Below are 25,773 nucleotides of genomic sequence, written 5' to 3'. Positions count from 1 at the left end.
GAATAGATCTTGGTACTGCCAACACCCTTGTGTATATGAAGGGCAAGGGCATAATCATAAGGGAGCCTTCGGTGGTGGCTGTGGATTCACGCACTGAAGAGCCTAAATATGTGGGTCAGGAGGCAAAGGAAGTTATCGGAAGAACTCCCGGCTCCATTACCGCCGTAAGACCTTTGAAGGACGGCGTTATCGCAGATTTTGAGATAACCTCCGCCATGCTCAACGAGTTTATACAGAAAGCTCTCAAGGGAAGCTTTTTCTTTACCAGAGCAAACGTTATCATCTGCATTCCCTCGGGCGTTACTGCCGTTGAGCGCAGAGCCGTAAAGGAAGCTGCGGAGAATGCGGGCGCAAGGCGAGTAAACATCATTGAGGAGCCTATGGCTGCGGCAATAGGCGCAGGTCTGCCCGTTTCCGAGCCTGCGGGTTCAATGATAGTCGATATCGGCGGCGGAACCAGCGAGGTGGCTGTTATCTCGCTTGGCGGCATAGTTACCTCACGCAGCGTAAGAATTGCGGGAGACGCTTTCGACAACGCTATCATCAACTACATCAAGAAAAAATACAATCTGCTCATAGGCGAGCGCACAGCCGAAAATGTGAAGATCGCCATCGGCTCCGCTTTCCCTCCCGACAGGCAGGACGGCGAGGAGGAAATGGAGATAAAGGGAAGAAATCTTCTCAACGGTCTCCCCGAGAACATCACCGTAACAAGCATTGAGATAAGAGAAGCTCTGGCTGAGCCTCTCACTCATGTTATTGAGGCTATCAAGACCACTCTGGAAAAAACTCCCCCTGAGCTGGCTGCCGATATCATTGACCAGGGAATAACACTGGCAGGCGGCGGTGCGCTTATCAAGGGCCTTGACAAGCTCATCAACCGTGAGACGGGTATGCCTGTGAACATTGCCGAATCCCCTCTTGACTGCGTTGCAACAGGCGCAGGAAAGGTGCTGGAGGATATCGAAAAGCTTCACGATGTTCTGAACGACGACGCTAAATACTATTAAGATACAATATCTGACGGAGCTTGAAAGGAGCAGGCGGCTTGAAAGAATTTTTTCACAGCGTAAAATTCAAAATAATAGTCGCCCTTATGGCTATATTGCTGGGAGCAATGATCTATTCCGTCACAACGGGGGGCTACTCATCGGGCAGCTCCTATATTTTTGAGACCGTGTTCGAGCCTGTCCGCAGCTTGTCCTCGAAGATATCCGAAAAGGTATCCACATCGCTGGATATGCTCATAAATGCGGAAAAATACTACAACGAGAACATTCAGCTGAAAGAACAGCTCAACAGCCTTTACAACGATGTTATCGACTACGACAAGGTGCTGGAGGAAAACCGTGAGCTGCGTGTTATGCTGGGGCTTAAAGAGGAGTACAGCGACTTTGAGTTTTCTCCCCCATGCACAGTTATTGCACGAACCACCAACGACCCCTACGCTTCCTTTACCGTTGACAAGGGCGAGAATGACGGCATAAAGCCCGGCGATCCCGTGGTCACTGAAAGCGGAATCGTGGGCGTGTGCTATGAGGTTTCCCGCTCCACCTGCAAGGTCAGGACGCTTTATTCCCCAAAGACCGCCGTGGGCGTTTACACTGTAAGAACAAAGTCCGAGGGCATTGTTGAGGGCGGCTATGACCTGGCTAAAAGGGGCAGGATACGCATGAGCTACATAAGCAAGGAAAGCGATATCGCCGTGGGCGACGTTATCGTTACCTCGGGAAGCACCAACTATCCCGCAGGTCAGCTTATCGGCACTGTTGAATCTGTTGAAATGGAAGCAAGCGGACTTTCCAAGTACGCTGTTGTAATTCCCGCAGAGGATCCCAACACCATAACAAGCGTGTTTGTTATAATAAACTATGAGCTGGACGAGGTAACTGCCATAAAGACAGGTCAGGAGGAGGCGGTGACCTCTTACGTTCCGGACACTGTTCCGGAAGCCGCTTCGGAAGTTGTTTCGGAGCAGAACGGGGAAGATCAGACTGCGGAGGCTTCCGATGAACATTGAGCTGAAAAAGAAAAAAGAGCAGCGCAATTATATCATCAGGCAGCTTATACAGGTGCTTCTGATGTCCTTTTCATACGTGTTCATTTCCACGGTGAATACGGGAAGCCCCTTGCCTGTGCTGCTTATCCCATGCGCCGTGTGCTATGCTGTCCGTGAGTCGCCGTTCAACAGCGCTCTTTTCGGTTGCGTGTGCGGACTTCTCCTTGACTCCGCATCGGGCACGCTTACGGGCTTCAATGCCATTATTCTTATGTGGGCAAGCTTGTTTATATCTTTGCTGTTCCATTACGTTCTAAGGCGGCATATACTGAACTTTCTGTGGCTCGACCTGTGCGTCATCGTCATACAGTCGCTGCTCCATTATCTGTTTTTCTATCGGATATGGAGATATGACCCATCGGGAGCGGTATTCAGGAGCATTTTCATTCCCGAGGCGATATATACCAACATTTCGGGCGTGATATTCTACTGGCTCACAGGGCTTATCACCAGGGGCTTCGGCACAGTTACCGAGCATTATATCGAGGAGAAATCCGATGATATTGTGAGAGAATAGCTGCTGCGCATGACATTATTTAAAAGGAGCATTGATATGAAACGACTTTCTGCCGCTTATTTTATATCAGTCCCCGTTTTTATTATCGCTTTTTCAAGTCTTGGCATTATCCTTTGTATGATTTTGCATATACCCATATTGGCGGCTGCGGCAGTGATATATTCGGCAGTTTGCTTTCTTGCGGGAAGATACCTTACCGCAGCAAGGCTGATGAAAGCACCCGAAAAGCCGTGGGCAGTGTATCTGCCCGCCCTTGTGCCGTTTGCGGCAGGGCTTGTTGTAAATTCATTTTCAAAGATACAATCTGACGGCTTACATAAAATATATAAAAGCGCTGCCGCAGAGATGTTTGCGTACCTGAACTTTTTTCAGACATTCCTTGTTGAAAAGGGGCTTGCTGCCTTTATATTGATAAATGCAGTGGGAATAATATGCTTTGCTGTTGGCGAGCGCAGAGCTGTAAAGGCTAATGGCATTGACAGGCCGCTCCCAGGCATCAAGCTTGCCGTTTCTGAGGTAATAGTCATTGCGGCTCTTGCCGCAGGCGGGGAATATGCAAAATATTACCACAGCCTTTCCACCGTAGATATTGACATGACAGATTACGATCAATATATTATGATGGCGGATGACCCTGCACCGACCTCCGAGGGCTATGGTTTTCCCTATGAACACGGTCTGTCAAGCGTTCCTCTCAGACCATACTATGTGGAAAATCCAGAAAATAAGCTGGCGCTTCTTACCGAGCCGTCAGAGTTTGTGATAACAGCCCCCGAAAAAATGCCTGTGCTTGACGGTGCAGAGGCAGCATATCCCGTTTATTCTGCGATCGCAAACGCTTGCTATGAAAATATCGGCGAGATACAGTCGGCAGCAAAGGAAAGCGGAAATGAACCGCCAATGCCCATACGCTTCACCAATACCGTAAAAGCATACGAAAGTCTTATTTCGGGCGAAACAGATATTTTCTTCGGAGCAATGCCCTCTGAAGCGCAGAAAAAGCTGGCGGAGGATAACGGAAAGTCGCTTGTGATGACACCTATCGGCAAGGAAGCCTTTGTGTTTTTCGTAAGCAGCGAAAATCCCGTTGATTCCCTCACTTCGGAGCAGATACGGGGCATCTATTCGGGAAAGATACGCAGCTGGAAAAAGCTTGGAGGGGATAATGTTCCCATTCTCGCCTTTCAGCGGCCGAAAAACTCAGGCTCCCAGACAATGATGGAGCATTTTATGGGCGATGTGGCATTAAAGGAGCCGCTAAAGGTAGAATTTGAAATGTCAATGGTGGGCGTGATAACCGCTGTGGCGGAATATCAGAACAAGCTTTCATCTATCGGATATTCATTCCGCTACTATGCTTCGGGAATGGCAGCCGACGGTGAAGAGAGCGGCATAAAATTCCTCTCCCTTGACGGAGTATGTCCCGATCCCGATACCATAAGGAGCGGAGAATACCCCATGACCACAAGCCTTTACGCCATATATCTTGAAGATAATGACAATGAAAATGTTCCACGTCTTGCCGAATTTATGCAGGGCAGGCAGGGGCAGGAGCTTATTGAAAAGACGGGGTATATCCCTCTTGAATAAATCATAAAGCAAACAGTACAGCGGCTCAGTCTCGGAAGCTTTTGAAGAAGCGCACGAACCGGGCGCCGATACTGATAAATGAAAGGAAGCAAATACATGGACCTTATCACCGCAAAAAAGATCAAAAAGGAATACACCTACTGGAAGTGGCAGATAAATGCCAACGAGACCTTTACCGAGGAAATGACTATCTTTACCCTTACAGGCAAGAACGTTACATATGCTCTTGCAGCTCTGGAAAGCGGTCATCTTGCACACATCTACTACGGTAAGAGAGCTGACGACGAGGATCTTTCCTACCTTATGAGACTGAACGAAAATCCCTTTGTTCCCAAGGTAAACGAGAGAGATATGGGTACCTTTATGGACACCACTCCCTTTGAATATCCCTGTCACGGCATCGGCGACTACAGGGAGCCTGCTGTTTCCATTATGGACGAAAAGGGAATGACCGCTCTTGACCTGCGCTTTGTTTCCTACGAGATAATCGACGGCAAGCCCGAGCTGTATCAGCAGCTGGAGGACTGCACTGTCCGTCTCCCCGCTACCTTTGCGGCTAAGGACGAGGCTCAGACACTGGCTATCACCATGAAGGACGCTCATTCGGGTCTTACAGCTATCCTTTACTACACTGTTTTTGCTGACCTTAACGCCATTACAAGAAGCGTAAAGTTTATAAACGGCGGCGACAAGGCTTTCAAGCTTACCCGTGCTCTTTCCGCCTGTGTTGATTTTGATTCGGATCAGTATGATTTCATCACCCTCAACGGCTCTTGGGCAAGAGAGAGAGTTATGGAAAGATGCAGACTTCATCACGGCAAGCAGAGCATCGACTCAGTAAAGGGTGAGTCCTCCCACCAGAATAACCCCTTTGCCGCACTTGTTTCCCACAATGCGGACGAGGATATGGGCGAGGCTTACGGCTTCAACCTTGTTTACAGCGGCAACTTCTTTGCCCAGGCAGAGGTAACTCAGCACAAGAAAACACGCTTCGTTATGGGTATCAACCACTTTGACTTCTCCTGGAAGCTGGAGCCAGCTCAGGAATTTACCGCTCCCGAGGTCGTTATGGTTTACTCCGACAAGGGTATCGGCGAGATGTCCCGCACATTCCATGACCTGTACAGACAGCACATTATCAGAGGCGAATATAAGGACAAGCGCCGTCCTATCCTCATCAACAACTGGGAAGCGACCTACTTCAATTTCAACACCGAAAAGCTTATCGACATCGCAAAGCAGGCTTCTCAGCTGGGCATTGAAATGCTGGTAATGGACGACGGCTGGTTCGGTCACAGAGACAGCGACAACAGCTCTCTTGGCGACTGGTTCGTATATGAAAAGAAGATAGACGGCGGCCTCAAGCACCTGGTTGACGAGGTAAACAAGCTGGGAATGAAGTTCGGCATCTGGTTCGAGCCTGAGATGATATCCCCCGACAGCGAGCTGTTCAAGGCTCACCCCGACTGGGCTATCCAAATAGAGGGTATGCCCATGACCCAGAGCCGTCAGCAGTATGTTCTTGACTACAGCCGCAAGGAAGTAAGAGACTGCATTTACGGTCAGATGAAGAAGATACTTGACAGCGCAAACATCGAGTACATCAAGTGGGATATGAACAGACAGCTTACCGAGGTTGGCTCCAACGCTCTTGCTTCCGACCGTCAGAGAGAGCTGTGGCACAGATATGTTCTGGGCGTTTATGACGTTATGGAAAGACTTATCACCGATTATCCTCACCTGCTCCTTGAAAACTGCTCAGGCGGCGGCGCAAGATTTGATGCGGGTATGCTGTTCTATTCTCCTCAGATATGGACTTCCGACGATACCGATGCTATCGAGAGACTGAAGATACAGCACGGCACATCTATCTGCTACCCTGCTTCCGCAATGGGCGCACACGTTTCCGACTGCCCCAACCATACCGTAGGCAGAACCACACCTTTCTCCACAAGAGGAAACGTTGCAATGGTGGGAACCTTCGGCTACGAGCTTGATGTTACAAGAATACCCGAGGCTGACAGGAACGAGATACCCGGTCAGATAGAGATGTTCAAGAAGTACAATCCCCTTATCCGCACAGGCGACCAGTACCGCATCGGCAACGTGTTCGAGGACAATATGTGGGACGCATGGATGTTTGTTGCAAAGGACAAGAGCGAGGCAGTATTCACCTTTGTTCAGGTCCTAGGCAGACCCAACTACCGCAGCAGACGCATAAAGCTCAAGGGACTTGACCCCGTAAAGCGCTACAAGGATCACGAGACAGGCGAGGTTCACAGCGGAGCTGCTCTTATGAACTGCGGTATCAACGTAAGCATTCACGGCGATTTTGCTTCCAAGGTGGTTTATTTCACAGAAGAGAAGTAAACTTGCTGTAAAATAAATCAAATATATACTAAAAGTAAAACGGCTGCCATTTTAAAATGGCAGCCGTTTTTTGTGGGATTATCATTCCGCCTCATAAAGCCCCTTGTCCGTAAGATACTCAATAATATAATCATAATCAAAGCGGGAATTTGCCCTTACACCGTGAGCAGATGCCAGCTCGGGAGTGTAGTCGGAAAGCTTATAAAGCCTTATATTTGAGTAGTTATGGTCGTAATGGGTAACTATGGGGATAAAGGTGTAGCCGCTTATTTCAGGCTCCCTGCCCTCGTCAACGGAAACATCAAAATCCAGCACGCCGCCGATAAGGTTCGTGCCTACCGACTGTGCGGAGATAAAGTTGCCCAGCGAATATGCGCATATGGTGTCTCCGCCGTCGCTGTTTTCAAATATCTCTATCTCACGGAGAACGTGAGGGTGGTTGCCGATGATAACGTCCGCACCTGCTTCCGCCAGCTCCCTTGCCTCCGTGCGCTGATAGTCCTCCACCACGCTGCTGTTTTCCGTGCCCCAGTGGAGAGATACCACGCAGATGTCCGATATCTCCTTTGCGGCGGCTATCTCGCTCTTCATCACGTCCGTGTCCGTCCTGCCTATCTCCAGCGGAGTATCGGCAGGGAGAGAAAGACCGTTCAGGCTTTCGGTATATGCAAGGAACGACACTTTAACGCCGTTTTTTTCCATTACCCGTATATTTTCCCTGTCTGCATGGTCACGGTAAGCGCCCACACGCATGAACTTGTTTTCGTCATAATATGCCAGGCAATATGTAAGTCCCTTTGTGCCCTGGTCAAGGGTGTGGTTGTTGGCGATGGTGAACACATCTACCCCCAGCTCCGCCATATAGTCCCCCAGGGCCTTGGGGCTGTTGAAGCAGGGATATGTGGAAGGCTCTATCATATCGTTGCAGATAAGCGTTTCCTGATTGAGCACGGTTATGTCCGCCGTGTCAAGCAGATCGGCGACCCCTGCATATGCGTATTCAAAATCATAGTCCTTGCCGCTTTCCGCCCCACGCCTTGCCGCCTGCTTGTAGATAGACGAGTGTATGAGATTATCCCCCAGAGCCGTGAATGAAACGGTCTTTTCTGTGATCACAGGCTCCGTTTCTGTGGTGATCTCAGTAGTGGCAGCTGTGGTTTCGGCAGCTGTAGTCTCAGCCGATGTTATGATAGCCTCGGCAGGAACATATTCCTCAGATATCTGCTGACAGCCTGTTAAAATTACTGCTGCACATAATATGCTTAAAATATTGTGTCTTTTCATCGTGTTATACTAAGAACCAATTAAAAAATTGGCGGTTAGTATCAATACCCCCTCCGATGTTTTTCATCATTATAGCATATAGTAATGACAAAGGCAATAAAAGCGGGGTTTACAATTTGATGAAATAATGTTACTTTTGGTATAGTTATACTATCTGTATAGTTTTGAGATCACATACATACCTTCTATTTGTACAACTATAAAAGGGAGAATGTTCAGCACCAGCATAACAATGGCCGGTATCAGGGATTTTTTCTGATAGAATTTTCCCTTGTAAAGATATAATATTCTTTCGCCGTATTCCTTTTGGCTGTCGGAAACATTAAGCTTTTCACGGCGCAGATTCCCGTATTCGTCGGTGTATTCTATGATAGGATAATAGCTGATGTTATCATCGTCATGCTCCTCAGCGTGATCCACCACCATTGCCGTCATGGGCTTGCCCTCTCTTATGGCAATTATCACCTTTATTGCCTTTACGGTAAGGTATATTATAAACAGTCCCCATAAAACCTTTATGATATTTACTACATCCATATTATCACCCATGATAATTTTACCGCTGCTGTGTAAAATCCGCTACCGTGTTTGTGTAAAAAAAATCGACCCCATGTAATTTCATGGAGCCGATTTTTTATTCTGTTTTATTCCGCAGCTTCTTCGTCCGCAAATGTGTCCTGACCGTCCTGAACGGACTGCACGGGGGGCTGAGCAGCAGGCTGAGAAGTATTGCCGTTGCCCGCAGTTTCCTCCATCTGAGCGATTATCTGTGAAATATCAATGAGCATGGAGCTGCTGTCGCCGCCTGCTACAGCGGGGAGCTTGCCGTCCCACTTGTCTATGTATTCCATTGCTATCATCTGAGGGGTTATCTGCTCGGATTTAAGGCGGTAAGCCTCTGCCTCTGCCTGAGCCTTGGCAACGGTCTGCTCTGCCTCTACCTTGATACGCTGGAGATCCTGCTCGGCTTTCAGCGCATTCTGCTGTGCCGTCTGCTTTGCTTCAATGGCAGCGTTGTATTCATCGGTAAATTCAAAGGTGATGATATTGAATATCTCGATATCAATGCCGTAGCTGTTTATTTTTTCGCCCAGCAGGTCTTTCATCTGGTCGCCGATGCTCTGGCGCTCGGTGATGAGCTGCTCTGCGGTGTATTTTGCGGTCACAGCCTTAACGCACTCCTGAATTGCGGGAGAAACGATGATGGACTCGAAGTCGGGGCCTACATTCTGATAGATGTCAGCCGAAGCGGAATTTCTCACCTTGTAGTTGAGGGCAATGGTGCTTGTGACTGTCTGCAGGTCCTTGGACGCTGATGAGCAGTCCACCTCTGCCTTCTGTACACGGTTATCTATCTGTACTACCTGCTGGATAAAGGGTATTTTAAGATGAAGTCCCTCTCCCAGCACGCTTGAAGATACCTTTCCGAATGTTACCACAACTCCCGTGTGGCCTGCCCTTACCGTGGTAAAAGCGCTGCAGCCGATAATAACGACTATCAGCAGCACTATTACGGCAGCGACTATCTTGCCTGCCTTTGAACCTGTCTTAACGTCAATAACGTCACTCATTTACACTACCCAAACCTTTCCTGTCGTGAGCGTTCCTCAGAAAGGAAGCTCGTCATTGTCCTTTATCTTGATGTATCCTCTGTTCTGCTTTGCAGCCAGAGCCAGCTGAACTATCATAAGAACTACATTTGCCAGTGTAAGGAAGAATGTGGTTCCCAGAATGATCTCTCTTGCGATAGAAAGTCCCTTGTTTGTCTTTTCCATAATAAATACCTCCAATAATTATTTGTCTTCAAGCTGCTTGAGAGCTTTTATTTCATCACGGTCGATCTTTACACGGCCGTCTTTTATTACCTTAACGTCCTCCTTGTCAAATACCACGGAGGGGTCATCGGATTTTTCGGGCTTTACTCTGAGCTTTCCTGTGAGAAGATTTACCTCCTCCACATAGCCCTTGAAATCGGGAGTTTTGACGTATGCACCGATCTTGGGCGTTACCTTCATCTGCTCCTCGTAGAAATCCTGCTCGTATTTCAGGCAGCACATAAGTCTGCCGCAGGTTCCCGATATTTTTGTGGGGTTCAGGGAAAGTCCCTGCTCCTTTGCCATTTTGATGGATACAGGCTGGAATTCGCTGAGAAATGTCTTGCAGCAGAAGGGCCTTCCGCATATGCCCAGACCGCCCAGCATTTTTGCCTCGTCTCTTACGCCTATCTGGCGAAGCTCTATCCTTGTGCGGAACACCGCCGCCAGATCCTTTACCAGCTCACGGAAATCCACTCGGTTATCGGCTGTGAAATAGAACAGGAGCTTGTTGTTGTCAAAGGTGCATTCCACATCTACCAGCTTCATATCCAGCTTGTGGGCTGCAATTTTTTCCTGGCATATCTTTGCGGCAGTCTGTTCCTTTGCCCTGTTCTGCTCAACTATTTTCAGGTCTTTTTCCGTTGCAATACGGATTATGGGCTTTAAGGGGGGGATTATCTTGTCGTCCTCCACCATGCGGCTGCCCATGACCACCTCGCCGCATTCCACGCCTCGGGCTGTTTCCACGATGACCTGCATTCCCACCTCGGGAGCGGGGCTGCCGGGAGCAAAGTAGTAGGTCTTGCCGGTGCGCTTAAATCTGACTCCTATTATTTCAGTCACTTCTATGACCAGTCCTTTCAAATTTATCTGCAAAGCTTTCCGCTGAGAACTGCCGCAGCCACCTGGGCGTTGCAGTTTCGGGTACATCTGTATGAAGCCTCGCAGATTGCGTCGTACATTGCTATCAGCCTGCCCGACGATATCCTTTCGGACATTCTCATCGCACCGCCTGCGGAGCAGCCGAGAAATGTCTTTGAGCCATACCTTGCGGCAGCGGCGTCACGGACAACACGGGAGAGCATCTCAAGAACGCTTCTCATTTCCTCACGGCTTGATGCGGCGCTGTTCAGCGTCACTGCCAGGGAATATTCGTTGCCTGTTATCATGGCTTCCACTGCTTTTTTTACAGCATCTGCGGATTTTTTCAGGTCAGCGTCGCCGTCCAGAAAATCCATGCACCTGCCTATGTTTCCGCCGAATGAGCCTACAGCCTCGCTTATCTGCTCCTCGGTGTATTTGCCTGTGTCCCTCAGTGCCTGCGCACAGTTTTCACGGGTGGCTTCGGGGACCTCCAGCGTCATTGAGCGGGAGATGAGCGTGGGCAGAAAGCTGTTCTTATTAACGGCTGTGAAGATGAAATACGCCGTGTCGGGGGGATCTTCCGTAATTTTCAGCAGAGCGTCCTGAGCGGCGTCCATCCAGCCCTCGCAGTCGGGGAGAAAATACACCTTTCTCTCGCAGTCGTTGGGAGCGGTGTAGCTGTCATCTACCACCTTGGTGCGCACATCGTTTATGGTGTAGATGCGTCCGCTTTTTTCCACGGTGATGAAGTCAGGGTGCTGACCGTTCAGCACACGCCTGCACTGACGGCACTGCCCGCAGGCATTGTGATTATCGCACAGCAGCTGCATTGCGATGTACTTTGCAGCCACCTTTTTGCCCGTGCCCTTTTCGCCTGTGATGATATACGAGTGAACAAAGCGCCCGCTTTTTGCCATGGCGCTTACAGGCCGCTCGATACATTCCTTTGAATACAGCTTCATATCAGAGCTTCTCGAAGCGCTCGATGTCCGTTACGAACACAGTGGCGCCGCCTACGGATACCTCCGCAGGGAAGGAAGCAGTAGCCTCCGCACGGCCCGAGGGAGTTGTGGGAACGAACTGCTTCCTTCTTCTGGAGCAGTTCCTGATAATGTCTATTGCCTCATCGACACGCTGTTCGTCGGTGCATATAAGGAAAGTGCTATTTCCCGACATGAGAAATCCGCCTGTGGAAGCAAGCTTTGTAGCGGAAAAACCGTTCTTTGTAAGCTCGGTTGAGACCTCGTGGCTGTCGTCGTTGTTGATGACCGCAAATATCAGCTTCATAGGATCATTTCCTTTGCATAAAATCAAATTTTACAGTATAGCAATGGTACAGCTATACATTATCATTTTACCACATTTACTTTAAAAATGCTATAGTTTTTCAAAATATTTATGCTTTCCCGGGAAAATTTTTCTCCGCCCACAACTGCCGCAATCCCTGGAGGGCAGCAGGAAACGGCTCTGGCGCATATTCTGCCTGCCGCATCGGATACGGATATTTCCTCGCTGTCCGAAAATGCCGCTTCACGAATGCTCATAGCCTTTTCAAGGGGCGAAAAGCTTTTTATCTTCGGCGTTGGGACAAATATCCTCGGCTGTGGGAGGTTTGATATCACCTTGCCTATGTATGTTATCTCATCTGCCGAAAGCCCTGTCAGCATAAGCACGATGTGGGTGTGGTCGGCGTATTCGCATTCTATCTTATATTCACGTAAAATGTCCGCAAGCTCCGTGCCCGTATATCCGCAGGGCGGGGTGAACAAAGTAAGCTTGCCAGCTTCCGTGTCCTCGGTGCGCCACACGGGGGAAAGGAGAGACTTTGCCTTATCCGCCGCAAGCTTCATCTCGTTAAAATATTTGCCTGCCCTTGTGTCCATAAAATCGGCACATTCGTCCAGGGAGCGCATGATAAGATATGAGGGGCTTGTGGAGCCGAACATGGACATTATCTCCTTGGCATAGCCCTCGTACTTTTCCGCTTTGGGGTTGTTTATATGCAGATATGCCCCGCCCGTCAGGGCAGGGAGAGTTTTGTGGGCGCTGTCGCAGCACATATCGACACCGTGGTAATTGGGGTGCATGGGCGGCTCGCCTATGAAATTAAGATATGCCCCGTGAGCGTTATCCACCAGCAGCATCACGCCGTGTTTATGGCAGATATCTGCGATTCCGTCTATCTCGGTTATATGCCCCAGATAATCGGGCGAGGTGAGATATACGCAGGCTGGGGAGGACTTTTCTATGGCCCTTTCCACTGCTTCGGGAGTGATTTTTCCCGAAACAAGGGTGTTTTCATATTCGGGATATATCCATTCCACCTCTGCGTCAAGGAACACGCAGGCATTGAGAAAAGACCTGTGGCAGTTGCGCACGGCAGCCACACGGCGGTTTTTGCCGTTCATAAGGCACATGGCAAGCATTGTGAAAATGCAGAGAGTAGAGCCGCCTGCGGAGTAAAGCGTCTTGTAGGAGTGAAATATCTCCGAGGTGTTTTTCTCGCTTTCGGCAATGATGCCGTCCGCCTCGAAAAGACTGTCGGCGCCTTTTATCTCGGTTATATCAAACTCGGTAAGGGGAAATTTTCCTTTGTGCCCCGGCATATGGGCACGAATTATCCCGCTCTTTGCGTAATTATCAGTAAAATCCTTTATGGGGGTGTTCATTGATTGTTCCTTTCATGTTACACTGCACCGATTTATTGTTTTTCCTGACAGTTCTGATGCTCCTGTCGGAAGATGTGCAGTTTGTTGTCGGGACTTGTGTATATGCGCAGAACTGTATCGCCTGCTTTGAGCGAGAACTGTGCTTCATTGCCGTCAGAGCTTTCCGCAGCCTGCAATATCACATGGGGAAGAAGCCTTTCAGCAATCTCACTCAGCAGGAACGAGCGCATCATTCCCGCCAGCCATACCGCCGCCGAAAAAACGATGACCATTACCGCAATATCCCTGCGCCTTAGTCCTTTCATAATGATTTCCTTTCCGAATTTATACTAAGCACCAATTAAAAACTATACAAAAAATTGAGCATGATCTTGCGTATATGGATTATGCGATGATTTTTTGTCTATAGTTTTATTGGTGATTAGTATTAAATCTGCTTTTCTGAATTTTGAAAACAAGGCTGATGATTATCTGCGCCGCAGCGCCCACAACGAATATGAGCCATGAAATTTCCCATCTGCGTGAAGCGAAGCTGCCGATAAAGTACACTATCACAATGGCAAGCCACATGATGGAGGTAACGCCGCCCTCGACTGCGGAAAGAAGCTTTATCCTGCTTTCGGGGTCATCGCCTGCCCTGCTGTATTTCATGATCTTTGAGGCGGTGTTCACTGCCACCGTCAGCGCAGCGCCTACGACAAAAATGAGCCATGTGACTGTCCAGCCGCCATAGAGGAAGCTTACAAGGAAGTAAATGATGACTATTGCCAGCCACATCACAGATATAACAGCGCCCTTTATTGATTTAAGGTTATCCTCTGTAAATACATATGCGTATTTCTCAAAAAGTCTGCTCTTGGGGGATATTTTTTCAAATATGCCAACCTCATGTACTCCCGAACCGCTTACCTGTGCGATAAGTCCGCTTACGTCGCCCATGGTGCCGATAACTGCGGTAAATGCTCTCTGGGGAGACATTCCCGCTTTTATGCAGTCGTCATATCGCTCGGAAAGATTGGAAAGTATCTCATCGTGAAGCTCTTCCAGCGCAGGGCTTGGAACAGCGTCCGCAAACAATCCGTCAACATATGCTTTAAGTGAATTTTTCATCGAATCTCATTCCTTTCATTATCTCAGACCGTACAGCCCCGGCGGGTCGGTCTCAAGTGCCTGCCTGTACAGACCTACAACGTCCCGTATGCCAAAGCACATATATTTGCAGCTGCCTATGTATCCCTCTCGGATAAGCCCCTTTTCATATGCCTGAGCCTGAATGGAATACCATGGCTTTACGGGCGGCTCGCCTGCTTCATTGGCGTTTCGTCCCCAGCCCGATACTGCAAATATCCCGTCGCCCGTGACAGTGTCGGGCATCATTCTGAAGGTGTCGGCAATTATGCCCATGGCGCTGTGCGTCCTGTTTTCGGGGAGAATTTTTATCTTTGAGGTGATGCCCGCTTTTTTGTCCTCTTCTGTAAGAGGAAGCTCGGGACTGAGCCGCAGAGCGGGCATAAAAATGCTGCCGTTATCTCCCACAGCCTCTTTCAGGGCGGAGATAACGGTCTCTGCTCCGCCGTCAACATATCCGAAGCTGCTCAGGGAGCTGTGGACTTCTATCTCGTCCCCTTTGTTTATCCCTGCCTTGCAAAAGCCGTTTATCAGGTCTTGCTTATTCAGTGCCATTTTCTTTCCCCTCGTTCCTGGGCGCATAAAGCAGGTTATCCACTACCGCCCTTGTGCGTTCCCAGTCGGAAATGTTTTCCTTGTACTGCTTCCGTCCCGCATCGGTGATGGTGTAGTATTTGCGCCGTGCGCCCACAGCCTCTTCGCCCCAGTAGGAGACGATGAGACCTGCCTGCTCCAGCCGCCTGAAAGCGCTGTAAAGCGTGGCTTCCTTGAACTCAAAGCGGTTCCCCGTGAGAAGCATTATGTCCTTGTTTATCTTATATCCGTAGCTGTCCCCGATGATAAGCAGGGAAAGTATTATTGTGTCCGTGTGACCTCGTATAAGGTCGGATGCAACTGACATCACGCACCTTCTTTCCGTTTATTTCCTATGCTATTATTATAATATTAGATACCTCGCCTGTCAAGGTATCTCGGCAAGTTGTAATCTGATTTTAATCTTTGATTGATTATAGTATAATATTACTGTAATTATACTTATAGTAATATAAAATGCCAATATCAAACTTTAAAGCATATATGTCGGAACGGCAGGGCATGATGTAAATGACAGGATTCTATCCCTGTACAAATGAAAGTTACCGAGCTGCAAATGATATGCTTGTACAAAACGAATCAACGAGGCGGCAGCGGCGACACGACACTGTTGAATAAATCGTGTAAACGAAAGTTACCGAGTCACAAATGATATGCCTGTACAAAACGAATCAACGAAGAGGCAGCGGCAACATGCCGCCAAAAATTAAGTCACAAAAAATAAAACGTAATTTTTTTATGTTTTTTATAAAAAGTGCAGACAAAACGATTTTTTTATGGTATAATTATACTAATTTAAAATTCTATTCGGAAAGGGAGATGTGCTACATATATGACCTATGAAAAGTCCTGCGGCGCAATAGTCTATCGCAAGCACCACGGGAACACGGAAATACTGCTTATAAAACACATTAACAGCGGTCACTGGTCTTTTCCAAAGGGGCACGTTGAGCAGGGCGAGACAGAGGTCGAGACGGCTCTGCGTGAGATAAAGGAGGAAACGTCGCTTGATGTCCTCATCGACCCCACATTCCGTGAAACTGTGACCTATTTTCCCAGAAAGGACACCCAGAAGGTAGTGGTCTATTTCATAGCCAAGGCAAAGACCTTCGATTACGTCCCTCAGGAGGACGAGATCGCCGAGATAAGATGGGTGGATATCGGTCACGCCGTCCAGATGCTCACCTATGAAAACGACAAGACTATCGTGAACAAGGCAAGAAGCGCTATATGTTTATAAAGAATGGCTGTATCGAAAGTATTTCTTCGATACAGCCATTTTTTATTATTTGAACTGATTCTGCTCAGGGTCATAGGTGAAGCCTGCGGCACTGAGCTTGTCCGTAAGCTCCTTTTCGGAGATGTCAAGATCGTCACAGAGACGTTCAAGAGAGGGATAAATGTCCCTGAGCTTGGTGTTTACCACGCTCATAAGCATGATGGGGTCGTTTGGCAGCATTTTGATTTTCCTTTCAGAGTGCCCTTATTCAAACTCCGCAAAGATGCTGTCGGCGCATTTGTGAAGCTCCTCTTCGGAGGTTATCTCTTCCGAGCGGAGCATTATGCCGCCCTGAACATAATCGGGCAGCGAGCCGAAAAATGTCTTTGCCTGCCTGTTTGAATTTAAAAGGGCGTTAAGTCCGTTTTTTTCCATAATATACATTCCTTTCATTGCATATGCCGTACATCGTGCGGCGTTAACATTATTATGCACATGAAAGCAGAATATATCAGTTCATAAAATCTCTTATGCGGTCGGCGTTTGCCTTGGCAAGGTCATAGCCCATTTTCCAGTAGCGCTCCAGCTCTGAGGTGTTTTTCTGGAAGCTGTCCAGCGCCTCGGAGGGACGGAATATCAGCGCCTTGCCACGTCTTTCCAGTTCCTCGCAGAACTGTATCTGATTGTTGTAAAGCTTGTGGCGGGCGAGGAGCGGCATCTCCATTGCGGGGTATTTTGACTTTATGAGCTGGCTCATGACAATATTGCCCTTGCCGCATTTTTTTACAAAGCCCTTGGGCTGGGTGAGGATTATAACCGTCTTTGAGCAGCCGTCTTTAAGCGCCTGCTTTACGCAGATGGGAGAAGCAAGTCCGCCGTCAAAATAGGGTTTGCCGTTTATCATTATGGGCGGAAAATAGCCGGGAATAGCGCATGACGCCCTGAGATACTGCCACTTGTCGGTGTCCCTGATGCCGTCAAAGCACTCAAACTTGCCCGTTTCGGCATTGGTCACGCCCACAAGGAAGTGGCCTTTGTATTTGTGATATTCCTCGTAGTCAAAGGGCACAAGCTTGTTGGGTATCTCGTCATAAACGAAGTCCAGTCCGAAATAGCTTTTGCAGCGCATATAATTCCCTGCGCCCACATACCGCTTGTCGTTGCGGTATTTTTTGAATATCTCAAGATTTCGTCCGAACTGCTTTGACACGTAGGAGGCGGCGTTGGATATTCCCGCAGAAACTCCCACTATGTACGGAAATTCGATGTTTTCTTCAATAAGAGCGTCCATGAACCCGGCGGAGAATGTTCCTCTGAAGGTTCCGCCCTCAAGTACAAGTCCTGTCATTTTTTTGCCTGCTTTCTTTTTTTCTTTCTATTATATCACCTGCGTGCGGGGGTGTCAATCATGAGATCTTTTCTTGCCATGATCTCAGCTCGGTAAGTCCATATCCTTTTATGTGTTCGGGCCGTTTGAGGAGATGCGTTCATAAAGCTGAAGTTTTCAAGTGATTTTCTGCTCATATATCGTTTTCAAGAAAGTTTTGTATTTTATCATGAAGAAACATCAAAGTCTCTTTATGATCAGACAAAATATCAGTTTCGAATCTTTCCTGACTCAAGAAGTATTCAACCAAAATCCTGTTATCATCCTGATACGATTCTAATAAGCTTTCTGTCGACAATGGATAAACTCCTGTTGAGCAAAAGCGTTCTTGTCTTAATGCAAACATGAGTGGCTTCAAAATGTATGTAGAAATTTTTTTATGCGTAAGTAATTCCTTTGGCTCATCTACACATATATAATGGCGAATACTCATTATAATATCTGCCATATTTTTCTTGTAAGATAACTGAATTTTTTCATTTATATTTTCAACTTCTATCGGTTGCTCACCATACAATAAAACGCTATTTAGTTCTGTAACCGCATATTCTGACCAATCTTCGAATATTTTACTTTTATATTCGTTTACTGATAGACTTTGAGTATTTATCTCCAACAAATCATAAGGTATCGATGTGTTTCTTGCACAATGACCAACAGTTTCTAAAACATATTGATTTATTGTACTGAAAATACAGAACACATCTAAATCCGAATTATCATTTGCATCGCCTCTCGCATAACTTCCCGTCAAATAAACCATTACTAAGCATTCGCCTAATCTGTTTTTTAAGGCTGATACAAACTCATTCAATACCTTCTCATAATCATAACTCACTTTATTATACGGTATCACTCTTCGCATAAACGATTCCCTTCATTATTTAGTCTGTTACTTCCGGGTCTCCAATTTCTTCATTCCCCAAATATACTTTATACGCTTTTCTTTCATACAAATTCATGATCTGCCTGCGTAATTTTGAAGGATATAAAGGTGTTGTATTTAAAGTCTCAATATCCAGCCAGTCATATCCAACCTGATTTGTATCACTTTGCAAAACAGCATTTTCAGCTTTTCCTATATACTCACACAAAAACACCAAATCGACCCGATGAAACTGTTCTCCATGTAAGCCTTCTATAACAAACGCCAAGTCTTTCACCTCTACCTGCAATCCCATTTCTTCTGCCACTTCTCTGCAAACCGCTTCAGGAAGAAGTTCCTCCGCATCTTGCCCACCGCCGGGCATAATATACCATTCTTCTTTTCCGTCATTTATTTTTATTGCCAACATCTTACCGTCTTTTATGATCAATGCTTTTGCCGCATTTCTTACAGTTCGTTCCATAATATCCTCAACCTCCTTAATACACATTGCACAGCCTTGGGCATCACTTTTTTCACTTCTGCACAGATGACTTAGAGAGCCGCTGATCGTTGTGTATTTTTCTCAATATGCTAGTCACTTTTGAGTTTGGACAATAATGCCACACACTCCACATGCCCCGTACCGGGAAACAGATCAACAGCCCTTACCTTTTGAAGCTCATACCCCTTGTCCGCAAGACAGCGGCAATCACGGGCGGCGGTGGCGGGATTGCAGGAGACCATTACAACACGCTTGGGAGACATCTTCACAATGCTGTCCAGGGTGAGAGCGTCGCAGCCCTTTCTCGGAGGGTCGGTGATTATAACATCGGGAGCTCTGCCCTTGTCGCACAGGAGCTTTGCCGCCTGTCCCGCATCGGCGCAGATGAAGTCGGCGTTCTCTATGCCGTTCTTACGGGCGTTGAGCTTGGCGTTTTCCACCGCCTGAGGGATTATCTCCGCACCTGTTATGTGCTTTGCTTTTCCTGCCATGGAAAGCCCTATGGTTCCTGCGCCGCAGTAAAGGTCAAGCACGTCCTCATCGCCTGTCAGCGCCGCAAACTCCGCAGCTATGCCGTAAAGCTTTTCCGCCTGAGCGGTGTTCACCTGATAAAATGACAGCGGCGACAAAGATATTCTGTTTCCGCACATAATGTCGGTTATGGTGTCGCTTCCGCCGAGAGTTATGCACCTGCTGCCCATGATAACGTTTGTGTTCTTGCTGTTTATGTTAAGTATCACCGACTTTATATCGGCGTGATTTTTCATAAGTATATCTGCAATGGACTGAAATTTCGGGTCGGGCTTTGATGATACGAAACAGACCATTATCTCTCCGCTGTGATATCCTCTGCGCAGATATATGTGCCTGAGAATGCCCTTTCCGCTGGCTTCGTCATATGCGGAGATATGCCTCTCGTTTGCAAGCTTCAGTATCTCCCTTAGCAGCTCGCCGAAGGTATCGGGCTGGAGAAGGCAATCGGTGCATGGCACTACCCTGTGGCTGCGCTGGGCATAAAAGCCGCAGGTGAGCCTGCCGTCCTTGTCTGTGGTAACGGGATACTGCGCCTTGTTGCGGTATTTGTCCGTTTCATCGCAGCCAAGCGGAGGCATAAATATCCCGCTGTCCTCAAATTTACCCAGGCGGATAAAGGCGTTCTTTACGATGTTGTTTTTGATATCCAGCTCCGACTCATATGATATGTGGCGGAAAACGCAGCCGCCGCAGGCTTTCTTGACATCGCACCCTCTGTCCTGCCTGTCGGGCGAGGGAGTGATTATTTCCTCAACTATGCCGTAGCACAGATTTTTCAGCACCTTGACTATCCTGCACGAGATAATATCGCCCTTTGCGGCAGAGGGCACGAAAACAGCCATGCCGTTTTCATGCCCCACTCCGCTGCCCTCGGCGGTAATATCCGTTATTTCAAGCGTGATAATATCATTCTTTTTTATTGTGATGTTCATTCCTTCCATTTGGGAGTTTATATTATGATTTTATAATCTCTCGCCGCACTTGCAGCAGTAGGTGTTGTCGGGAGCGTTCTTTGCGCCGCAGAACTCGCATACATGAGGCTTGCCGCTGGCGTCCTCAGCAAATTCCAGCTGAGCTTCCAGCATTTTTATTTCCTTGATAAGGCGCTTCATATTGCCTGTTTCGTCGGTGCTGTCCTTGTGCATGGAATAGCATACCTTGCCCAGCTCATAGTAGCGCTCTTTGAGCTTAACCCGCAGCTGCGCACGCTCAACATATGCCTTTGATACGTTGACAGCCTCATTTGCCTTGCCTGTTATCTTGTCAACAGCGTCCTTGGAAATTGCAACAATGTCATCAAAACCGTATTTCATAAAAATTTCCTCCTCTTGGTTACAGCTGAGAAAGGAACTCCTCCAGCTGCGGCTTGTATGCCGTCATTTTTTCGTAGCGTGAAATATACTCGTAGGGAAACTTGTAGTTGAAATGCCGTGTTATCTTGCCTGTGGAGTGGTCAATAAGCTTTGTGGAGCCGCCTGCGCCGCAGGCAATGATGTTCTGAGCCTCTTCCATGATGTAGATGTTGTAAAGGCTCTCATAGCCTTTCTTTGCGTAGCCCACATTCTCCAGATTGCCCACCGTGTTCTTCTGGCGGTAAAGATAATATGGGTCATAGCCTTTTCCGGTCAGCTCCGCAAAGGCGAAGTCCACCATTTCCGAGATGGAGTTATCCGTAAGATAATTCTTTCTCAGATCATCGGAGCTTTTGAACAGATCGGCAGAACGCTTTACCGTAAGGGTGTGAACGGTGATGCTTTCGGGGTCAAGTGCGGTAAGGCGGTCTATGGTCTCCTTAAAGCCCTCTGTGGTGTCCGTAGGCAGCCCTGCAATGGTGTCCATATTGATGTTTTTGAAGCCAAGGCTCCTTGCAAGGGCAAAGCATTTTTCCACCTGAGCTGCTGTGTGCTTTCTTCCCACAGCTTTCAGGACGCTGTCTATCATGGTCTGGGGATTTACGGAAATTCTTGTGGCTCCGTTATCCCTTATGGCGATAAGCTTATCTTCGGTGATGGTATCTGCACGGCCTGCTTCTACAGTATATTCACGAATTTTAGAAATGTCAATGTTTTTGGCTATTGCCTGCATTATTTTTTCGATTTCCTGTGCGGAAAGTGATGTGGGCGTTCCTCCGCCGATATATACAGTGTCGCAGAAAGTGTTCTTGCCACGGAGGATATTTCCCGTTTCCTCTATCTCACGGCAGAGCATATCCACATACCGGGGGATAAGCTCCTTTGCTCCCTTTGACTGTATCGAGTGGGAAACAAATGAGCAGTATGAGCATCTTGACGGACAGAATGGGATTGACACATAAAGCGAATAGCTCTTTGGGTCAAGGGTATCCAGCGCATTTTTCTGTGTCACGGCGGTGCGGTAGGAAAGCTCAAATTTTTCGGGGGAGATATAATATTTTTCTTTCAGCTTTTCAAATATCTCTTCCTTGGAAAGTCCCTCTTCAATAAGTGCGTTCACCTTTTTTACGGGGCGTATTCCCGTAAGGCAGCCCCATTTGGGCGTTACTCCCGTGATTTCGGAAAGCGCCTTGTAAAGCATCCTGCACAAGGATATCTCATACTCGCTTTCCTCGGGCAGCGGGAGAGATCTCTCGCAGGTCTTTCCGTGCAGGCAGGCGAGTATGTATAACTTATCCGATACGGATACAACTATCCTGTCCCCTTCGTCGGGAGCGGGCTTATCATATTCAAACTCAAAGCTTTCCAGCGGACAGAAGAGCTTCAGCACCGCTTCCGTCTCGTATTTGTATGTGTTGTTTTCAAAATATACGGTCATTGTATTATCTCACTTTTCTTATGGGGGAAAGTATTTTTCATGCTTCCCGTAGTGCTTTTTATTTTGCGGGCGGCAGGAAAGCAGTCTTATTCTGTCAGCCGATGTTTTATTTCTTTAAGCCATGTAGGGGGAGCTTCGCTGGTAAAGAGTATGTCCCCGTTGCGGTATTCGCCCACTTCTTCAAAGCCGTTTTCATTGTCATAGAAATGCGCTTCGTTGCAGTACGGAAGAACGGCAAGCAGGTCATCAAAACGGTTGGCATAGCGCCTTTTAACGTCGTCATCGGAGATATTGTGCCCGCCCTTGGCAACACGGTTTGCAATGCGCCGTATGCTTTCTTCCGATGAGCTTACAGCAACATAAAACAAACGTATGCAGTAATCTTTTTCACGGGCGGCGATTATTGTTTTCAGGGTCTTCTTTCCCGAAAGCGTGGTTTCCTGTGTGAAATCTATGCCTTTTGAAAGGCAGTCGTTTATAAGACGGACAGCTTCTTTTCCGCCTTTTATCCGGTCGCCGTTGTACTTGGCGTTCAGCATATCCGTGTCGATTATCATACCCATATCAGTACGCTGCTTTTTCAATACGCCTGTCAGACTGCTTTTGCCAACTCCGTTTACTCCGCCGATAATGGTGTAATACTTCACCCAGCTGCGCTCCTTTCGTTTTGATTATTCGCTATGTTTTTTTATTCCTCACCCGCAAAATGCTCCCATGCGTATTTCATATAAGGGTTGTGTGCCCTTTCCTCAAACATGGTGGAGTTTTCACCGTGACCCGAGAAAAGCTTGTAGTCGGTCTTGGTATCAAAATCATAAAGCATTGCCAGAGACTCATACATTGCCTTTTCGCTGCCGTCGGTCATGTCAGTCCTGCCCATGCTGTTTTTGAAAAGGGTATCTCCGCAGTACATATTGTCACCCAGGATATAGCACACGGAGCCGCTTGTGTGACCCGGGGTGTGGAGGACTTCAAATTCCAGCTCCCCTACGGTTACGATATCTCCGTCCTGTATCTCCGTTGCTTCGCCAATGGGGTCAACGGGAGGGAGACCGAAATATTCCGTGAGATTTGTCTTTCCGTTTGTGAGCTTTTCCCTGTCGGCGGAATGGATAACTATTTCCGCACCTGTTTTGTAGGACACATATGCCGCTGAGGCAATGTGGTCGCAGTGGCCGTGGGTGAGGAGGATCTTTTTCAGCTTTACACCCTTTTCGGCTATCTGCTTCAATATATAATCGCCGCCGTAGGGAGCATCTATAAGAGCACCGTTCATGTTCTCGTCCCAGATAAGGTACGAGTTTACCCCGAACTGGCTAAGAGGGGGAAGATTGAGCACGTTCATATTATTACCGCCTTTCCGAGGTATATTATCAGTATCAGTTTACGATACGTTCCACGCTGATAACGTCCTGCACCTTTCTCAGCTTGGAGATAAGCATATTAAGCTGCTGAACTCCTGCGATGCTGCAGGTCATGATAAGATTTGCGTTGCCGTTTTTGAGCATCTTTGTGGTCAGCTCGGAGACGGGTATGCGCATTTCCGCTGTGACTGCGGTAACGTTTGCCAGCAGAGAGATATTGTCGTAGGAAACAACGTCCAGCGTTGCCTTGAATATAGGATTGTCGTTCTTGGCTGCATTTTCTGCCCATGTGACTTCTACCCAGCGGTCGGTCTCGATACCGTTCTTCATTGCTTCAATATACTTGGAGCAGTCCTTGCGGTGAACGGAAACGCCGTGGCCCTTGGTGATAAAGCCGATGATATCTTCTCCGGGGAGAGGGTTGCAGCACTTGGAAAGCTTTACGTCTATGTTGCTCTCGCCGCCGACAATGATGCCGGTGTTGCTCTTCTTGGGAACAAAGGGAGCGGGCTTTGCGGCGTTGGGAGCGGAGTACTGCTTTGCGTAGCTGTCCTTGAGCCTCTGGAGTATTCTTGAAAGAATGATGCCGCCGTAGCCCACAGCCGCATAGAAATCGTCCAGCGTTGCGCAGTTGTGGCGCTTCATATCGTCTGCAAGGAACTTTTCCATATCCTCGGGGGGAACGTTTATGCCGTTACGCTTGAACTCGTGTTCCAGATCCTCCTTGCCCTTGGCGATATTTTCCTCACGGCGTTCTTTCTTGAACCATGAGCGTATCTTGGACTTGGCTTCGTTGGTCTTGCATATATCCAGCCATGCACGGTTGGGACCGTGGTCGGGAGCCTGAGAGGTAAGTATCTCAACTATCTCGCCCGTCTGGAGCTGATAATCAAGGGAAACAAGCTTTCCATCGACCTTTGCGCCCTTCATTCTGTTGCCGACCTGGGTGTGGATTGCGTAGGCAAAGTCGATTATGGTTGCGCCCGCAGGCAGGGTTATGATATCGCCCTTGGGAGTGAATGCGAAAATATCCTCGGGAGCAAGGTCGCTCTTGATGGTGCGGACAATTTCCTCAACATCGTCGGTTTCCTGCTGGGCTTCAATTATCTGGCGTATCCATGCCAGTCTGTCCTCCAGCTTATCCTTTCCCTTTATGCCCTCCTTGTATTTCCAGTGGGCTGCGATACCGTATTCAGCGGTGTAGTTCATATCAACAGTTCTTATCTGCACCTCAAAGGGGATACCCTCTCTGCCGATAACGGTGGTATGCAGGGACTGATACATATTTGCCTTGGGCGTTGCGATGTAGTCTTTGAAGCGGTTGGGTATGGGCTTGAACATATCGTGGATTATACCCAGCGCATTGTAGCACTCGTTTACAGTGTTGACTATAATGCGCACGGCGTAAATATCATACACTTCATCAAGACCCTTGCCCTTGATGAATGCTTTTCGGTAAATGCCGTAAACCGATTTTACACGTCCCGACATCTGAGGCTCGGGCAGACCCATTTCCACAAAGCGCTTTGCGATCTGCTCCTTGATGGAGTTGATGAATGCCTGACGCTCGTCACTGCGTATTTTAAGCATCTGCTCTATTTCGGCATATGCGTAGGGGTCAAGGTACCTGAACGCCAGATCTTCTATCTCGTCCTTGATAGTCCTGATACCGAGACGGTGAGCTATGGGCGCATAGATGTTCATGGTCTCCAGAGCCGTGTTCCTCTGCTTGTATGCGGGGCGGAACTGGAGCGTTCTCATATTGTGGAGGCGGTCGCAGAGCTTTATTATGATAACTCTGATATCCTGCGACATGGCAAGGAGGATTTTTCTTACGTTCTCTGCCTGCTGTTCCTCTTTGGTGAAAAGGGGTATCTTGCCCAGCTTTGTAACGCCGTCAACCAGCATTGCCACGTCCTGACCGAAAAGCTTTCTCAGCTCTTCAAGGGTGGTGTCCGTATCCTCCACAACGTCGTGGAGAAGAGCGGCACAGATAGTATCCGTATCCATACCCAGCTCCAGCAGGATATATGCCACTGCTACGGGGTGGGTGATGTACGGCTCGCCCGATGAGCGCACCTGATTTGCATGAGCCTTTGCCGCAAATTCATATGCGGAAATTATCTTGCTCAGGTCATACTGCTTTTCATCGTCAAGTATTTTCTGAATAAGCGAATCTATTGTATATACAGTCTCGGATTTGTTGAGCATATGCGC

The 25,773-nt window shown here is 48.0% G+C and carries 29 protein-coding genes; 6 read left to right on the top strand and 23 right to left on the bottom strand.

Features of this window, described 5'->3' with window-relative positions; genetic code table 11:
- Positions 1-2: 2 nt before the first annotated feature.
- The 5 genes from OCV68_RS04690 to OCV68_RS04670 all read left to right on the top strand — a co-directional run bounded on the left by OCV68_RS04690 (position 3) and on the right by OCV68_RS04670 (position 6,536).
- A complete protein-coding gene (locus tag OCV68_RS04690) occupies positions 3-1,010 on the top strand; it encodes a rod shape-determining protein (protein ID WP_262571105.1) in 1,008 nt (335 codons plus the stop codon).
- A 38-nt stretch (positions 1,011-1,048) separates the two neighbouring features.
- Positions 1,049-2,020, top strand: coding sequence for a rod shape-determining protein MreC (gene mreC, locus OCV68_RS04685; RefSeq protein WP_022473800.1), 972 nt, complete (start codon positions 1,049-1,051; stop codon positions 2,018-2,020).
- Positions 2,010-2,576: a hypothetical protein gene (locus OCV68_RS04680; protein WP_022473799.1), complete on the top strand. Its 567-nt coding sequence runs from the start codon at positions 2,010-2,012 to the stop codon at positions 2,574-2,576. The genes mreC and OCV68_RS04680 overlap by 11 nt, the downstream gene beginning before the upstream one ends.
- Positions 2,577-2,612: 36 nt before the next feature.
- On the top strand, positions 2,613-4,166 hold the full coding sequence (locus tag OCV68_RS04675; protein ID WP_262571103.1) for a PstS family phosphate ABC transporter substrate-binding protein: 1,554 nt from the start codon (positions 2,613-2,615) through the stop codon (positions 4,164-4,166).
- Positions 4,167-4,349: 183 nt separating this feature from the next.
- Positions 4,350-6,536 (top strand): alpha-galactosidase, encoded by a 2,187-nt coding sequence (locus OCV68_RS04670; protein WP_262571321.1) that lies wholly within the window; start codon positions 4,350-4,352, stop codon positions 6,534-6,536.
- 81 nt (positions 6,537-6,617) lie between these two features.
- On the opposite strand, the gene OCV68_RS04665 is transcribed toward OCV68_RS04670, so the two are convergent.
- From OCV68_RS04665 to OCV68_RS04610, 12 genes are all read right to left on the bottom strand, one after another.
- Positions 6,618-7,820: a CapA family protein gene (locus OCV68_RS04665; RefSeq protein ID WP_262571101.1), complete on the bottom strand. Its 1,203-nt coding sequence runs from the start codon at positions 7,818-7,820 to the stop codon at positions 6,618-6,620.
- A 150-nt stretch (positions 7,821-7,970) separates the two neighbouring features.
- Positions 7,971-8,369: a hypothetical protein gene (locus tag OCV68_RS04660; protein WP_262571099.1), complete on the bottom strand. Its 399-nt coding sequence runs from the start codon at positions 8,367-8,369 to the stop codon at positions 7,971-7,973.
- Between the two features lie 95 nt (positions 8,370-8,464).
- Positions 8,465-9,391, bottom strand: a complete 927-nt coding sequence (locus OCV68_RS04655; RefSeq protein WP_262571096.1) for a prohibitin family protein — start codon at positions 9,389-9,391, stop codon at positions 8,465-8,467.
- 36 nt (positions 9,392-9,427) lie between these two features.
- Entirely contained in the window at positions 9,428-9,595 is a 168-nt protein-coding gene (locus OCV68_RS04650; protein ID WP_022474464.1) for a hypothetical protein, read from the bottom strand.
- Between the two features lie 18 nt (positions 9,596-9,613).
- Positions 9,614-10,480, bottom strand: a complete 867-nt coding sequence (locus OCV68_RS04645) for a PSP1 domain-containing protein (protein ID WP_022474465.1) — start codon at positions 10,478-10,480, stop codon at positions 9,614-9,616.
- A 23-nt stretch (positions 10,481-10,503) separates the two neighbouring features.
- Positions 10,504-11,463 (bottom strand): DNA polymerase III subunit, encoded by a 960-nt coding sequence (locus OCV68_RS04640; RefSeq protein ID WP_262571094.1) that lies wholly within the window; start codon positions 11,461-11,463, stop codon positions 10,504-10,506.
- 1 nt (position 11,464) lies between these two features.
- A complete protein-coding gene (locus tag OCV68_RS04635; RefSeq protein WP_262571092.1) occupies positions 11,465-11,788 on the bottom strand; it encodes a cyclic-di-AMP receptor in 324 nt (107 codons plus the stop codon).
- Between the two features lie 62 nt (positions 11,789-11,850).
- Positions 11,851-13,170, bottom strand: a complete 1,320-nt coding sequence (locus OCV68_RS04630; RefSeq protein ID WP_262571090.1) for an aminotransferase class I/II-fold pyridoxal phosphate-dependent enzyme — start codon at positions 13,168-13,170, stop codon at positions 11,851-11,853.
- Positions 13,171-13,202: 32 nt separating this feature from the next.
- A complete protein-coding gene (locus tag OCV68_RS04625) occupies positions 13,203-13,475 on the bottom strand; it encodes a hypothetical protein (RefSeq protein ID WP_262571088.1) in 273 nt (90 codons plus the stop codon).
- A gap of 106 nt (positions 13,476-13,581) precedes the next feature.
- On the bottom strand, positions 13,582-14,280 hold the full coding sequence (locus OCV68_RS04620; RefSeq protein WP_262571086.1) for a permease prefix domain 1-containing protein: 699 nt from the start codon (positions 14,278-14,280) through the stop codon (positions 13,582-13,584).
- Positions 14,281-14,298: 18 nt separating this feature from the next.
- Positions 14,299-14,853, bottom strand: coding sequence for an AAC(3) family N-acetyltransferase (locus OCV68_RS04615; RefSeq protein ID WP_262571084.1), 555 nt, complete (start codon positions 14,851-14,853; stop codon positions 14,299-14,301).
- The gene (locus OCV68_RS04610) at positions 14,840-15,199 is read right to left on the bottom strand and encodes a PadR family transcriptional regulator (protein ID WP_262571082.1); all 360 of its coding nucleotides are present in this window, start codon (positions 15,197-15,199) and stop codon (positions 14,840-14,842) included. The genes OCV68_RS04615 and OCV68_RS04610 overlap by 14 nt, the downstream gene beginning before the upstream one ends.
- 525 nt (positions 15,200-15,724) lie before the next feature.
- On the opposite strand from OCV68_RS04610, the gene OCV68_RS04605 reads away from it, so the two are divergent.
- Positions 15,725-16,132, top strand: coding sequence for a bis(5'-nucleosyl)-tetraphosphatase (locus tag OCV68_RS04605; RefSeq protein WP_022474474.1), 408 nt, complete (start codon positions 15,725-15,727; stop codon positions 16,130-16,132).
- A gap of 45 nt (positions 16,133-16,177) precedes the next feature.
- Here the strand turns inward: OCV68_RS04605 and OCV68_RS04600 are convergent, their stop codons facing one another.
- From OCV68_RS04600 to OCV68_RS04550, 11 genes are all read right to left on the bottom strand, one after another.
- Complete coding sequence (locus OCV68_RS04600) at positions 16,178-16,351, bottom strand: DUF4250 domain-containing protein (protein ID WP_022474475.1); 174 nt, start codon at positions 16,349-16,351, stop codon at positions 16,178-16,180.
- 24 nt (positions 16,352-16,375) lie between these two features.
- A complete protein-coding gene (locus OCV68_RS04595; protein WP_022474476.1) occupies positions 16,376-16,546 on the bottom strand; it encodes a hypothetical protein in 171 nt (56 codons plus the stop codon).
- A gap of 76 nt (positions 16,547-16,622) precedes the next feature.
- Entirely contained in the window at positions 16,623-17,459 is an 837-nt protein-coding gene (locus OCV68_RS04590) for a patatin-like phospholipase family protein (protein ID WP_147622926.1), read from the bottom strand.
- A 172-nt stretch (positions 17,460-17,631) separates the two neighbouring features.
- A complete protein-coding gene (locus tag OCV68_RS04585) occupies positions 17,632-18,363 on the bottom strand; it encodes a nucleotidyltransferase domain-containing protein (RefSeq protein ID WP_262571077.1) in 732 nt (243 codons plus the stop codon).
- A 19-nt stretch (positions 18,364-18,382) separates the two neighbouring features.
- Entirely contained in the window at positions 18,383-18,847 is a 465-nt protein-coding gene (locus OCV68_RS04580; RefSeq protein ID WP_262571075.1) for an NUDIX domain-containing protein, read from the bottom strand.
- Between the two features lie 110 nt (positions 18,848-18,957).
- Entirely contained in the window at positions 18,958-20,334 is a 1,377-nt protein-coding gene (gene rlmD / locus OCV68_RS04575; protein WP_262571074.1) for a 23S rRNA (uracil(1939)-C(5))-methyltransferase RlmD, read from the bottom strand.
- Positions 20,335-20,364: 30 nt separating this feature from the next.
- A complete protein-coding gene (locus OCV68_RS04570) occupies positions 20,365-20,715 on the bottom strand; it encodes a hypothetical protein (protein WP_022474238.1) in 351 nt (116 codons plus the stop codon).
- Between the two features lie 19 nt (positions 20,716-20,734).
- Entirely contained in the window at positions 20,735-22,192 is a 1,458-nt protein-coding gene (gene hemZ / locus OCV68_RS04565) for a coproporphyrinogen dehydrogenase HemZ (protein WP_147622920.1), read from the bottom strand.
- Positions 22,193-22,278: 86 nt separating this feature from the next.
- Complete coding sequence (locus OCV68_RS04560; protein ID WP_147622919.1) at positions 22,279-22,839, bottom strand: zeta toxin family protein; 561 nt, start codon at positions 22,837-22,839, stop codon at positions 22,279-22,281.
- A 41-nt stretch (positions 22,840-22,880) separates the two neighbouring features.
- Positions 22,881-23,537 (bottom strand): MBL fold metallo-hydrolase, encoded by a 657-nt coding sequence (locus OCV68_RS04555; RefSeq protein WP_022474242.1) that lies wholly within the window; start codon positions 23,535-23,537, stop codon positions 22,881-22,883.
- 34 nt (positions 23,538-23,571) lie between these two features.
- The gene (locus OCV68_RS04550) at positions 23,572-25,767 is read right to left on the bottom strand and encodes a RelA/SpoT family protein (protein ID WP_022474243.1); all 2,196 of its coding nucleotides are present in this window, start codon (positions 25,765-25,767) and stop codon (positions 23,572-23,574) included.
- Positions 25,768-25,773 lie beyond the last annotated feature (6 nt).

The sequence above is a fragment of the Huintestinicola butyrica genome (assembly GCF_025567215.1).
Taxonomy (GTDB): Bacteria; Bacillota; Clostridia; order Oscillospirales; family Ruminococcaceae; genus Huintestinicola; species Huintestinicola butyrica.
The sequence above is the reverse complement of the archived record's forward strand: the minus strand, read 5'-3'. Positions and strand labels throughout refer to the sequence as shown.

What these genes read in the sequence shown, in the direction of transcription:
- OCV68_RS04635 (WP_262571092.1), bottom strand. Translation starts at nt 11,788, where the DNA reads ATGAAGCTGATATTTGCGGTCATCAACAACGACGACAGCCACGAGGTC.
- OCV68_RS04585 (WP_262571077.1), bottom strand. Translation starts at nt 18,363, where the DNA reads ATGCGAAGAGTGATACCGTATAATAAAGTGAGTTATGATTATGAGAAG.
- OCV68_RS04660 (WP_262571099.1), bottom strand. Translation starts at nt 8,369, where the DNA reads ATGGGTGATAATATGGATGTAGTAAATATCATAAAGGTTTTATGGGGA.
- OCV68_RS04595 (WP_022474476.1), bottom strand. Translation starts at nt 16,546, where the DNA reads ATGGAAAAAAACGGACTTAACGCCCTTTTAAATTCAAACAGGCAGGCA.
- OCV68_RS04680 (WP_022473799.1), top strand. Translation starts at nt 2,010, where the DNA reads ATGAACATTGAGCTGAAAAAGAAAAAAGAGCAGCGCAATTATATCATC.
- OCV68_RS04655 (WP_262571096.1), bottom strand. Translation starts at nt 9,391, where the DNA reads ATGAGTGACGTTATTGACGTTAAGACAGGTTCAAAGGCAGGCAAGATA.
- OCV68_RS04580 (WP_262571075.1), bottom strand. Translation starts at nt 18,847, where the DNA reads ATGGAACGAACTGTAAGAAATGCGGCAAAAGCATTGATCATAAAAGAC.
- OCV68_RS04570 (WP_022474238.1), bottom strand. Translation starts at nt 20,715, where the DNA reads ATGAAATACGGTTTTGATGACATTGTTGCAATTTCCAAGGACGCTGTT.
- OCV68_RS04630 (WP_262571090.1), bottom strand. Translation starts at nt 13,170, where the DNA reads ATGAACACCCCCATAAAGGATTTTACTGATAATTACGCAAAGAGCGGG.
- OCV68_RS04550 (WP_022474243.1), bottom strand. Translation starts at nt 25,767, where the DNA reads ATGCTCAACAAATCCGAGACTGTATATACAATAGATTCGCTTATTCAG.
- OCV68_RS04610 (WP_262571082.1), bottom strand. Translation starts at nt 15,199, where the DNA reads ATGTCAGTTGCATCCGACCTTATACGAGGTCACACGGACACAATAATA.
- OCV68_RS04555 (WP_022474242.1), bottom strand. Translation starts at nt 23,537, where the DNA reads ATGAACGTGCTCAATCTTCCCCCTCTTAGCCAGTTCGGGGTAAACTCG.
- OCV68_RS04620 (WP_262571086.1), bottom strand. Translation starts at nt 14,280, where the DNA reads ATGAAAAATTCACTTAAAGCATATGTTGACGGATTGTTTGCGGACGCT.
- OCV68_RS04675 (WP_262571103.1), top strand. Translation starts at nt 2,613, where the DNA reads ATGAAACGACTTTCTGCCGCTTATTTTATATCAGTCCCCGTTTTTATT.
- OCV68_RS04650 (WP_022474464.1), bottom strand. Translation starts at nt 9,595, where the DNA reads ATGGAAAAGACAAACAAGGGACTTTCTATCGCAAGAGAGATCATTCTG.
- OCV68_RS04670 (WP_262571321.1), top strand. Translation starts at nt 4,350, where the DNA reads ATGACTATCTTTACCCTTACAGGCAAGAACGTTACATATGCTCTTGCA.
- OCV68_RS04600 (WP_022474475.1), bottom strand. Translation starts at nt 16,351, where the DNA reads ATGCTGCCAAACGACCCCATCATGCTTATGAGCGTGGTAAACACCAAG.
- OCV68_RS04615 (WP_262571084.1), bottom strand. Translation starts at nt 14,853, where the DNA reads ATGGCACTGAATAAGCAAGACCTGATAAACGGCTTTTGCAAGGCAGGG.
- OCV68_RS04640 (WP_262571094.1), bottom strand. Translation starts at nt 11,463, where the DNA reads ATGAAGCTGTATTCAAAGGAATGTATCGAGCGGCCTGTAAGCGCCATG.
- OCV68_RS04590 (WP_147622926.1), bottom strand. Translation starts at nt 17,459, where the DNA reads ATGACAGGACTTGTACTTGAGGGCGGAACCTTCAGAGGAACATTCTCC.
- rlmD (WP_262571074.1), bottom strand. Translation starts at nt 20,334, where the DNA reads ATGAACATCACAATAAAAAAGAATGATATTATCACGCTTGAAATAACG.
- OCV68_RS04605 (WP_022474474.1), top strand. Translation starts at nt 15,725, where the DNA reads ATGACCTATGAAAAGTCCTGCGGCGCAATAGTCTATCGCAAGCACCAC.
- OCV68_RS04625 (WP_262571088.1), bottom strand. Translation starts at nt 13,475, where the DNA reads ATGAAAGGACTAAGGCGCAGGGATATTGCGGTAATGGTCATCGTTTTT.
- OCV68_RS04665 (WP_262571101.1), bottom strand. Translation starts at nt 7,820, where the DNA reads ATGAAAAGACACAATATTTTAAGCATATTATGTGCAGCAGTAATTTTA.
- hemZ (WP_147622920.1), bottom strand. Translation starts at nt 22,192, where the DNA reads ATGACCGTATATTTTGAAAACAACACATACAAATACGAGACGGAAGCG.